Here is a 10854-nt window from a genome sequence, read left to right as displayed (position 1 = left end):
GTGCGGTGTAGCAAATGGAGGGGTGTCAGATGGTTTGGTCTGACGGAGGATATTTGCCGGCACAGCAGGTGTGACCTGTTAGGGTAGAGACCAATTTAGGGCCTAGAGGGACCTGAAGATACCAAAAATACTGATTAAGGCAAGGGGGCGTTTAGGAGTATTCGCCCGGGATAGTTGGAGGTAGAAAACGTCAATTGTGTACAAAAAGACTTCTTTGAGACACGCGATTTACCGTCTAATAGGTAATCTTTACGGATATTGAGGGGAAAAGGCAGTGGCATAACGGGCGGAACGGGTAATATTTTATGCGGCATCCTGCTGGAGAATCCATTCGATTGTATTCTTCCAAATCGACTAAAGATGCAACTATCCTTGGGGTAAAGTGTTTATTCCATAAATAAAAAACGGCGGTTGATTTGAAAATCAACCGCCGTTTTCTAGCGATGTCGGTGCTAGTTCAGGTTACTTGAGTAGTGTAACCATTTGTGTTGCCGTGAAGGCTTCACCCACTGCACGGATAAGGTAGCGGCCACTGGCCCAGTTGTTGGCTACAACATAGAACTGGTATGGCTGCTCTCCCTGTAGTTCGCCGCTGTGCAGCAATTCTACCATACGGCCCTGCATGTCGTACACACCGATGGTTACCTGCTGGCTGCTTGCAACCGTGAGGTTGAACGTTGCCTGCGGGTTGAAAGGCTCAGGGCTGGTCTGCGTCATGTGGTAGGCTTCTTCAAGCGCAACAGCTACAGATGCTTCTGAGCTATACTCAAATGCGCCGTCGAAGTCCACCTGCTTCAGGCGGTAGCGATGGCGTCCTGGCAGGTTGGTGTCAACCGTGAAGGAATAAGAACGCGCTTCCGTTGTTGTACCTGCGCCGGCTACAAAGGTAATGGTCTCAAAACCGCGAGGCGTATACTTCTGGACTTCAAAGCCTGCATTGTTGGTTTCGCTGGCTGTTGTCCAGGTCAACGTGATTTTGTTGAGGTTGCGTACAGCTCTGAAAGAAGACAGTTCAACTGGCAGTGGGTCAGCGTTTACATAGAAGTAGAAATCACCGTCGGTGTTGCCACTGATCATGTCCACGCCGTTGCCATTGTCGATGTCAACGATTGCTGGTGAAGACGCAACGCCCGCGTCAAAACCATCAAACAAGTTGTTAACGCCAGTTAGTTCGGTAAACGCAGGTGCCATCATGGTGCCTGTGTTTTCGAAGTAAGAGAACGTACCGTCGTTGTTGCCCATGACGAAGTCATAGTCCATGTCGTTGTCAACATCGCCAAGTGCAGCAGTTGAGATGTTATTACCACCTGCGGTGAAGGCGTTGAACGGGTTAGAACCACCAACCTGCTCAGTGAAAACAGGCGCCATGGCGGTACCCGTGTTCTCGAAGTAGTTGATGTTGCCAGCAAACTCGCCGCTTACGCCGTCGAAGTCGCCATCTGCGTCAAGGTCAACAAACGTAATCTGAGAACGGTTACCTACGTCAACGCCATCAAATGGGTTGCTGGCGCCGGTTACAGCTACAAACGTTGGCGCCATTGTGGTGCCTGTGTTCTCGTAGTACAGGAACGTGCCAAGTTCTTCACCGATGACCATATCGTAGTCAAGGTCGCCATCCATATCAACGAGGGCCGCTGTAGATTTATCGCCTACGTCAACGCCGTCAAAAGGATTGCTTGCACCTGTCTGCTGGACAAAGTTTGGATTGTCAGCGTCGCCAGTATTCTCAAAATATGCGATGCCGCCAGCTTCTGTGCCACTGAACATATCATAGTCGCCGTCGCCGTCAATGTCACCAAAACTAGGTGAGCTGAAGGTGTCAGAGGTCATGTTTGGGAATGGGTTGCCGCCACCACCTGGCACAATAACGCTGTAAGAAGGGGCTAGCAGGCTGGCCTGTACTTCGCTATCGGCGTTTTTGTCGAGAGGAGATTCATTGGCTTGAACTGGCGCAATTGCTACCACCAGGCCAAAAACGAAAAGCAGCAGTATCTGACGTGCCATGTCCATTTTTTGATTGGTTAATGAAAGAGGAGACATAAGTTTTGATTGGTTAAATAATTAATCGGTAGAATTAGAGAAAACGCAATGTTCGAGATGAATAGCAGTCAATACATCGAAAGGGATCTGCGTATTGCCACGGTATGAACTGAAAAAATTGTGCCATAGGGTATTTCGCGCAAGATCAATGCGTTTTTATACCCTATTTTGTAATGAGGCGCTTAATTTAGGGTGTAGAAATGAAGTAGAGGTGTAAGAAATTGCAACAACAGACGTGGCATGGGGCTGTACTGTTCCGATAATGTGGGTAAGCACATTGTAAAATTTAGTCTCACATTAATACCTGCTTCAAAAATGCAGGGGGGAGAAAATTTCCCTACCGGGAAACTATTCCACAACAATCGCGGCTGCAGTCGGTTAAGTAGGCACCTTTTTCTTATTTTCATTCTGATACGGAAATAGACGCAGGCTCCATGTCAGGGCCACGGTAACGGAGTAGTTAATTTTAATGGGGAAAACCACCAAAAAGAAAGCATCAGCAAAAGGGAGCGAACCCACGCCGCTGATGCGTCAGTACTATAAAATCAAAGACCGGCACCCGAACGCTTTACTGCTGTTTCGTTTGGGGGATTTTTATGAAACGTTTGAGGATGATGCTGTTGTTGTAAGCCAGGTACTTGGGATCACCTTGACAAAAAGGGCCAATGGTAAAGCGAGTCACGTTCCGCTTGCCGGCTTTCCGTACCACGCACTCGACAACTACCTGCCCCGGCTTGTGCAAGCCGGTCATCGGGTAGCCATCTGTGAACAGCTTGAAGACACAAAAACGGCCCGGAAAATAGTAAAGCGTGACGTAGTCGAGATTGTCACGCCCGGTGTGTCATTTCGCGAGCAGTTGCTCGATCCCAAGCGCTCCAATTACCTTGCCTCGGTGCATTGGCCCGAAAAATCGAAAAACGGCCGCGCCGGCCTTTCGTTTATTGATGCATCTACAGGGGAGTTTTACCTCGCCGAAGTAGACGCCCGCGACCTCAAAGAGCTCATTCAGACCATTGCACCCACGGAAGTACTGGTTGATAAGCGCCGGCACGACGATATTCGCTGGCTGCGCGACCTGGGTGTCATTGTCACGCCACAAGAGGACTGGTGTTTTGGTTACGATTTTGCCTACGAAACGCTACTCAGGCACTTTAAGACGCACTCGTTGAAAGGGTTTGGCGTCGAAGATTTTCCGGCCGGTATTGTCGCGGCCGGTGTGGCACTGTACTACCTTGGGGAAACCCAGAAAGGCAGGCTTCCGCATATTGATCGCGTTAATTATTTCGCCAGTGATACATTCATGATGCTGGATGCGCAAACGCGGCGCAACCTTGAACTTGTATCTACACTGCAAAGTGGGCAGCAAGAAGGGTCGCTTATTCAAATTCTCGACATGACCCGCACGCCGATGGGTGCGCGTCTGTTGCGCAAATGGCTTGTGCGGCCCCTGCGGGATCTAAAGCAAATCCATCGGCGCCTTGATGCTGTGTCGGGGTTTGTTACATCCGACTTCCTCCGGGGGCGAATGCAGGAAACCTTACAGACGGTTGGCGACATGGAGCGCATGGCTGCGCGGATCTCTACAGGGCGTGCGACCCCGCGTGAGATGGTTGCGCTTAAAACTACTTTGGCTGCCATTCCTCAAATTAAGTCGATTCTGGCTGATGAAACTATCGAAGCCATCAAAAGCATTACGGCTCAGCTTACACCGTGCAACGAAGTAACCCAACTGGTAGGAGAGGCACTGGTTGACGAACCGCCGGCGCAGCTCGGGGATGGTGGATACATTCGGCCAGGGTACCATGAAGAGCTCGATGAACTGCGGACCATTGCCAGGTCTGGTCGCGACTGGATCGTAAAGCTCCAGCAGGAGGAGTCAGCACGTACCGGCATCCCATCACTCAAGGTCGGTTTCAACAAAGTATTTGGGTACTACCTCGAAGTCACCAACGCGCACAAAGACAAAGTGCCAGATGATTTCATCCGGAAGCAAACCCTGGTGAATGCTGAACGCTACATCACGCCAAAGCTCAAAGAGTACGAAGAAAAAATCCTTACGGCGCAGGAACGGATCACGCACATTGAAACCTCCTTGTTTCAGGTGATCCGAGAGCAAGTGGCCATGCACACCGCATCGCTACAACTGAATGCCCGGCTTCTGGCCATGCTCGATTGCCTGGTTAGCCTTGCCGAAGTGGCCGTGCAGCACAAGTATACGCGGCCTGATGTACACGATGGCCTGGGTATTGAGATTGTTGAAGGCCGGCATCCTGTTGTAGAGAAGACGCTGCCGGTGGGTGAGCCCTTTATTTCTAACAGTGTGTCGCTGGATCCCGCATCGCAGCAAATTCTGATTATTACGGGTCCTAATATGGCCGGTAAAAGTGTTGTGTTGCGGCAGACCGGATTGATTGTACTCCTGGCGCAAGTTGGCGCTTATGTGCCGGCTGAAAAAGCGACACTGGGGATTGTTGATCGGATTTTTACCAGGGTAGGGGCCTCCGATAACCTTGCTTCCGGGGAGAGTACATTTCTCGTTGAAATGAACGAGGCGGCCAACATCCTCAACAATGCAACACCGCGTTCGTTGATTTTGCTGGACGAAGTAGGGCGTGGTACCAGCACGTTTGATGGACTCTCTATTGCCTGGGCACTGGTTGAGTATCTGCATGAAACCGAACGCGTTGCTGCACAAACCCTGTTTGCCACGCACTATCACGAACTCAATGAGCTGAAAGATCGCTATGGGCGAATCGTTAACCTGCGGGTTCAGGTAAAAGAGCACAACGGCAAAGTGGTCTTTTTACGAAAATTGATTCCCGGAGGTGCAGATCATTCTTATGGGATCGAAGTGGCGCGGATGGCTGGATTACCGTCACCGCTCATTGCTCGCGCGCAGGAAGTGCTCAAACATTTGGAGTCCCAGCAATTGGAAATCCACGGCGGTGATGCGGCCGGCAAGCCAACGGATGGTCCTCGTGTAGCAGCCGCTGCCGGTATGGAAGACCTCAGTGCTGCCCATCAATTGTCGCTGTTTCAAGTCCAGGACCCTGCTGCTTCCGAAGCTGCAGAACTGTTGCGGAGCCTTGAACCCAACGGTATGACGCCTGTCGAGGCGCTGCTCAAGCTGGTTGAATTGAAGAAAATTGTAGGCTCGTAAGATGCCCTGGTAAATCAGTGGTTAGCTGGTTTGTAAATCGTAGCGCCACCGCCATTCCAAGACTGCCAGCATTGTTACGAATGCGCCTTCTCCTGCGATGTGCATCAATCCAAATATACTGGCCTGTTTACCGTAAAAAACCAGGAAGCCAATGCAGACGAACATCCACGCCAGATTGGCAGCCGCTAGAGCAACGACAAGTTCAATCGGGCGTTTTTTTCGGGATGCGACGAAGAGGGCATAGCCGCCGTAGACCAGATTCGCTGCCGTAATGATGAGCACGATATTTCGAGGTAACTGATACAGTGGGTATAGCCAATTTAGCAACAGCAAGGTGGTTATGCCGACAAAGGTGCCGGCCGTGCCGTCAATCCACAGCAGCCTGTCGCGTTGACTTGTGTTGATCATAGGGTTTTGGTGGCGTTTGTTTGGAGCCAGGTGAGTGTTTCGTCCCAAAGGGATTTGCCAATGTGTTTCCAGAAAAATCCGAGATGTCCAACTTCTTTTAGCCCAAGTTCAGTCGGATTAATCCAGACCTTTTCAATGGCAGCTCTTTTGAACAGGGCCAGCATGGGTGTCGCGTTAGCTGGTGTAGCTATGGGGTCATCTGTAAAGTAGTAGGCGCGGATTGGAAACTGTACCTTGTGAAAGTATTGCGGGCCAAATGGCGAGCCATCCGGACTGGTGCGGTGCCCTGTGTTGTCAAAATAAGCGGCGAGGTATTCTTGTTCGAGGCACCACGCACCCCATTCTTTTGCAACACCGTTAGGCAGGTTCTCACCCCAGCGTATTTTTCTGGCCGGGGCGTAGCCGTAGAGGCGTGAAACTAGTGGTAGGTAGAGTTTCCAGGCTACAAGCGAGAACCATTTATAAATGGCCGGCATGCCGCGCCAGTAGCCAGTGGATACAGCAATGAAAGCGGCAGCTTGAACCCGGTCAACATTTTCTGCCAGGCCGAGTTGCTGCCCACCTGTAGAATGGCCAATAATTGTCAGGGGAAGGTCGGGATAACGAGAAGTTAAGTAATTGATAGCGCCCGGCACATCCTGCTGTCCCCAGTCTCTATATCGGGCGTCGTAGCCTACAAGCGATTCAGGCGCAGAGTCGCCAATGCCTCTGTAGTCGTAAGTTAATACTGCAAAACCGCGTTCCGCTGCGTGGCGCGCAAATCGCGTATAGAATCGCCTTGGAATACCCGTGCCTGAGTTAATGAGCAACAGGGTGTGCGCGAGCTGCTTGGGTTCGAATAGGCTGCCTGTAAGCTTCGTTTGGTCGAGCGCGGAGAATTGAACCTGTTCCATGTTGGCGGCGGTGGACAGTTGCTGTTCGTCTGGATTTCTATTCTACGGATAAAGCAGGTTGAGATCCCGTAAAGTTGTACAACAAGCATGTAGGCCACCAGTTTTGGCGCCTGCATGCTTGTCGGGACCTTTGATTTTATCCTTAATTCGTATGAATGCCGATCTTATAAGTGCTGGCCACCAGAGACCTCAATCCGTTGGCCATTGACCCAGAGATTGTCATCCATGAGCAAACTGGCAACTGCGCCGCCAATGTCGTCTGGCAGCCCTACGCGGCCGAGTGCTGTGGTGGACGCTACAAACTGGTTGAGTTCTGCATTGTCGCGAATTGCCCCACCGCCAAAGTCGGTCTCGATAGCGCCCGGGGCAATGGTGTTGACAGCGATTTGTCTTTCGCCCAATTCTTTTGCGAGGTAGCGTGTAAATACTTCAACGGCACCTTTGGCTGCTGCATATGCTGCGTAGCCGGGATAGGAGAATCGGGTGAGGCCAGTCGAAATATTTATAATGCGTCCCTGGTCTGCCAGCATAGGCAGGAGCTGTTGGGTAAGGAAAAAGACGCCTTTCACGTGTACGTTTATCATCAGGTCAAATTCTTCTTCCGTCGTAGAAGCAATGACATTGTGCGCACCGACGCCTGCATTGTTGACAAGGAAATCAATCTCTGTTTTTCCCCATAGTGTATTGACTGTGTCTCGGAGTTGGCCGGCGAATTTTGGGAAATGGCTGATGTTACCAGTATTGAGCTGTAATGCTGCCGCTTTGCCACCGGCTCTCTCAATCTCGGCAACAACGGCTTGTGCATCAGCTGCATTGTTTAAATAGGTGATAACAACGCCTGCACCTTTTGCTGCAACATGCAGTGCCATACTTTTGCCAAGGCCTCGGCTTCCGCCAGTAATAAGTGCTATTTTGGTTGACATATGCTTATTCATTGGTTGTCGTTTTTAAAGCAACATCAAGGTAGCGTGGTTGGCTGTCGCCGGCCTGCCTGATGCTCCGGAAAGTCTGCCTATTTCTCCGACCTGCTGGATTTGGCTTTGTGAGTGGAGCTATCTTGAGTTAGGAGTTAGTTTTATGCTGGGTTTTGCGTTTCTATGAAAAATGGGTTGGTAGATGATAGGTGATAATCTGATTGACCGGGTGCGTGCGTTTGCGAATAGCAGCGGTTCTGCTGAGGGCGTGAGTGCGACGCCGTTGCCATGTTTAACTGTGTTGCGAAGCCATGCGCCTACTTCGCTGAAAGCAGTCCTGTATAACCCTTTGCTCTGCCTGATCCTCCAGGGAAGCAAAGAAACGGTTGTCGGGACGCACAAACTATACTTTGAGGCGGGTGAGTCGCTGATCGTCAGCCATGACGTGCCTGTGTTTTCCCGGATCATAGATGCAAGCGCAGAAAAACCATACCTTGCGCTTGTAATTTCGCTTGATATGCAAATTGTGCGGAGCCTGTATGATGAGGTTGGAGAAGCTGTGCTAGATGCAGCGCAATCGCGGGCACTACATGTGGGCGAAACGGAAGAAGCGCTTGTTAATGCTGCCTCCCGTCTTTTTGACCTTGTGCATCGTCCTGATGAAGCAGGTGTTTTGATGCCGCTGATTCTTCGGGAGATTCATTTCCGCGTGTTGCTGGCAAAACATGGCGTTATGTTGCGCCAACTGTTGCGTCGGGAAAGCCACGCAAGCCGGCTTGCGAAAGTCATCGCACACATCAAGACTGATTTTGCAGCGCCGTATTCTGTATCTGAGTTGGCCAGCATTGCGGGCATGAGTACGTCTTCATTCCATGAACACTTCAAGGCCCTGACCGCGACAACCCCATTGCAGTACCTGAAAAACATGCGCCTCATTGAAGCCCGCAGGCTTTTGATGGACAAGGGATTTACGGTAGCCAGTGCAGCTTTTCAGGTAGGATATGAAAGCCCAACGCAATTCAGCCGCGAATACGCTAGGAAATTTGGCGCAGCGCCCAGTTTGGACAAGGCGGTTTAGCAGATGCTGCGATCTTCTATTGGATGATGTTTATACGTTTTGCCTTGCGCCGGCTCTTGCGCCAAGCTGTTGCCAGATCTGTTTTGTGCCTATCGTATAGAGCACACCAAAAGCGAGACTGACGAGAGAAGAGACGAACGGGAAGGTTGGACTTTCACTCAACTCCTGGAGGTAGGCGTCGCTGCCAAAGAGCACAAGAGGAATTCCGCCGATGCCCCGAATGAGATAAATACCGGCAATGAGTACGAGTGCAATACGCAACAAGGGCAAACGCCTGATTGTGCCAGCCCCGGAGAAACCGTAGGCCGCCCACAGCGCAAACACAACCGTGATGCCAGCCGTGGCCAGCGCAGGATAGATGGAGCCGGCTTCATCCATTTGGGCAAATGCTTCACCAGCACCAAAAAACCTGTACCACTCAGCACCGCCAATAATGATGAATACATGCAGGATGGCTACGAGCAAACTGCAAATGCCGGCTGCAAAGAGCCACTTGTTTTTAATCGTCATGCCAGGGGTAACGGGTTTAGGCAGTGCTTGGAAAAAACGCTAGAATGATCCTCCGCATTCGCTCAGGATACGGCTTTGTCTCTGGTTGTTTTCGACCAATCAGACAAAGCCTAGTTGCTGGCCCGGTAACGTGTGCCTTCTTGTAATAAAATACCTGATGCCTGGCCGTTGTCAAATCTAATGGGGATGGTGCGTTTGTCAACCTTCTTGTTGCGATAATAGACTTCAAAATGCAGATGGGGTCCCGATGCATACCCTGTACTGCCTGAGTACCCAATTAATTGTCCGCGGGCTACTCGGTCACCAATTTGAACGGCGTTGCCATTTTGCTGCAGGTGGTAGTACCCCCCAATGGTGCCATCTGGGTGCCGGATGAGAATATAGTTCACAAACTCACGAAATTTCTCCTCCGGGCCACCCTTGTTGTTTGAAGCCTCTACATAAATAACCAGTCCTTCACGTGCCGCGTGGATGTGCGTGCCTTCCGACATGCCCCAGTCGATGGCATTTTTGCCCTGGTGACTAAATTTTCCGTTGAAGGCCTGCACTACACGGTGTGACGTGCCAGTGGCGTAAGGCATGCCATATTGGTAGGTATCGTCATGTTCACCGCCATATCCTTCCGCGCCGCGCCATTCAAACTTGTACTCATATCGCCAGGAGCGATACGGATTTGCTACCGATAGGTTGAACGCCGGCATTTTGGCATCTGGCGGGAAAATGGCAGTAAAAGGAAGGCGCTCGTCGGCTTGCATGTTTTCGGAGTCAATGGATACAGAAACCCATGCAGGTATAGAAAGTGTGTTTTCAACGAGAAAATCTACAGAACGCCTTGACCGAATATCATCGATACAAACATCTTCGCAACGTTGTCCCAGGGCAGGAGATGTTATAAGGCTTCCTGCTGCAATCCAGCAGGTGAAAATAAAGGTTTTGGCGTTTAATTGATTGTTCTTTAGAAGCAATGGCTCTTACTCCATACTGGTTGGAATGTCGTTTTCGCGCCTGAAAACTGTAACGCATAGTAAAGCTTCTTGGTTTGCACCGATTCGTCTAATAAACACGTGAAGCCAAACGTACTCAGGCTGTTAGACGCATGTTGTATGTTTCTCGAACCCTGCGTTGTGTAAAAAACTGGCCATGCCTTCTGTATGTGATGCGCTAATTTGATGGGCTTGGGCGAATTGTCGTTGTGTCCTGCACCCATTCGTAAGGATGCATATCTATCAAAACCCGCTGTCCAGGCTGAAGTCCCATTGCTTCCAGGTCAGTTTTGGTGAACTGGAAGGTATAAAATTGATCAATGAGTTGGTTGTAATGTTTGATGGAGGAGAAGCCTGTTTTGTATGCGCCCGACTTTTGAACAGCAATGGCACGTTCAAGGTAATTTATGACCAAATTGAACATCAAGCGGTCAGCCGCTGTGAGATCTGATCTTTTGAACGACTTGGGATACGCATGATGTGTCGTCGCAATTGCATTGGCATAAATTTGGGAAAGCAGCATGTAGGCTCTTTCTTGCCATTCGGGGATTACTTTAATTGCGTGCAAGACAAGAGCTCTGTTATGGGCAAGCACTTCGTGGTTTGTGCCAGGTCGGTTAAGCACATCTGCTCTGGTATAGCCGATGCCTGCTTGTAGTTCTATTTGGCCGCTAGTCTCTATTGCAACCTGATCTAGAAAAGCAAGGGCTTGAGGCTGTCCATATCGCCTCAAATGGTGAGCATACGTCCAAATTATTTCACGAAGAGAATCCGTTTTTGCGACGTTTAGTTTGTCGTTTTTCCATTGCTCAAAATAGTGGTTGTATCTCGCCACCATATCCAACGAATCAAGCTGCACCTTCCGTGG

The 10854-nt window shown here is 50.4% G+C and carries 9 protein-coding genes; 2 read left to right on the top strand and 7 right to left on the bottom strand.

From position 1 onward, the window contains the following. Nucleotides 1–462: 462 nt before the first annotated feature. Nucleotides 463–2004: a hypothetical protein gene (locus AAF564_22975; protein MEM8488430.1), complete on the bottom strand. Its 1542-nt coding sequence runs from the start codon at nt 2002–2004 to the stop codon at nt 463–465. A 505-nt stretch (nt 2005–2509) separates the two neighbouring features. Between AAF564_22975 and mutS the strand changes: the two genes are divergently transcribed. Further along, complete coding sequence (mutS, locus tag AAF564_22970; protein MEM8488429.1) at nt 2510–5200, top strand: DNA mismatch repair protein MutS; 2691 nt, start codon at nt 2510–2512, stop codon at nt 5198–5200. Between the two features lie 21 nt (nt 5201–5221). Here the strand turns inward: mutS and AAF564_22965 are convergent, their stop codons facing one another. The 3 genes from AAF564_22965 to AAF564_22955 form a co-directional block, all read right to left on the bottom strand. Next, nucleotides 5222–5608 (bottom strand): hypothetical protein, encoded by a 387-nt coding sequence (locus AAF564_22965; GenBank protein ID MEM8488428.1) that lies wholly within the window; start codon nt 5606–5608, stop codon nt 5222–5224. Then, nucleotides 5605–6501: an alpha/beta fold hydrolase gene (locus AAF564_22960; protein ID MEM8488427.1), complete on the bottom strand. Its 897-nt coding sequence runs from the start codon at nt 6499–6501 to the stop codon at nt 5605–5607. Before AAF564_22960 ends, AAF564_22965 begins: the two co-directional genes overlap by 4 nt. Nucleotides 6502–6665: 164 nt before the next feature. Further along, on the bottom strand, nt 6666–7424 hold the full coding sequence (locus AAF564_22955) for an SDR family oxidoreductase (protein ID MEM8488426.1): 759 nt from the start codon (nt 7422–7424) through the stop codon (nt 6666–6668). Between the two features lie 193 nt (nt 7425–7617). On the opposite strand from AAF564_22955, the gene AAF564_22950 reads away from it, so the two are divergent. Continuing rightward, entirely contained in the window at nt 7618–8493 is an 876-nt protein-coding gene (locus AAF564_22950; protein MEM8488425.1) for an AraC family transcriptional regulator, read from the top strand. Between the two features lie 30 nt (nt 8494–8523). Here the strand turns inward: AAF564_22950 and AAF564_22945 are convergent, their stop codons facing one another. From AAF564_22945 to AAF564_22935, 3 genes are all read right to left on the bottom strand, one after another. Further along, nucleotides 8524–9003: a hypothetical protein gene (locus AAF564_22945; GenBank protein ID MEM8488424.1), complete on the bottom strand. Its 480-nt coding sequence runs from the start codon at nt 9001–9003 to the stop codon at nt 8524–8526. A 110-nt stretch (nt 9004–9113) separates the two neighbouring features. Then, nucleotides 9114–9758, bottom strand: coding sequence for a M23 family metallopeptidase (locus AAF564_22940; protein MEM8488423.1), 645 nt, complete (start codon nt 9756–9758; stop codon nt 9114–9116). Nucleotides 9759–10164: 406 nt separating this feature from the next. Then, nucleotides 10165–10854, bottom strand: a 690-nt coding sequence (locus AAF564_22935) for a hypothetical protein (protein ID MEM8488422.1), incomplete at its 5' end; no start/stop codon positions are given.

This window comes from Bacteroidota bacterium (assembly GCA_039111535.1).
Classification (GTDB): Bacteria; Bacteroidota; Rhodothermia; order Rhodothermales; family JAHQVL01; genus JBCCIM01.
Note: the sequence above shows the minus strand (reverse complement) of the source record. Positions and strands in the feature narration are given on the sequence as shown.

Excerpts from the sequence above, each read along its gene's own strand:
- AAF564_22955 (MEM8488426.1), bottom strand. The coding sequence starts at position 7,424 with ATGTCAACCAAAATAGCACTTATTACTGGCGGAAGCCGAGGCCTTGGC.
- AAF564_22960 (MEM8488427.1), bottom strand. The coding sequence starts at position 6,501 with ATGGAACAGGTTCAATTCTCCGCGCTCGACCAAACGAAGCTTACAGGC.
- AAF564_22975 (MEM8488430.1), bottom strand. The coding sequence starts at position 2,004 with ATGGCACGTCAGATACTGCTGCTTTTCGTTTTTGGCCTGGTGGTAGCA.
- AAF564_22950 (MEM8488425.1), top strand. The coding sequence starts at position 7,618 with ATGATAGGTGATAATCTGATTGACCGGGTGCGTGCGTTTGCGAATAGC.
- AAF564_22945 (MEM8488424.1), bottom strand. The coding sequence starts at position 9,003 with ATGACGATTAAAAACAAGTGGCTCTTTGCAGCCGGCATTTGCAGTTTG.
- mutS (MEM8488429.1), top strand. The coding sequence starts at position 2,510 with ATGGGGAAAACCACCAAAAAGAAAGCATCAGCAAAAGGGAGCGAACCC.
- AAF564_22965 (MEM8488428.1), bottom strand. The coding sequence starts at position 5,608 with ATGATCAACACAAGTCAACGCGACAGGCTGCTGTGGATTGACGGCACG.
- AAF564_22940 (MEM8488423.1), bottom strand. The coding sequence starts at position 9,758 with ATGCAAGCCGACGAGCGCCTTCCTTTTACTGCCATTTTCCCGCCAGAT.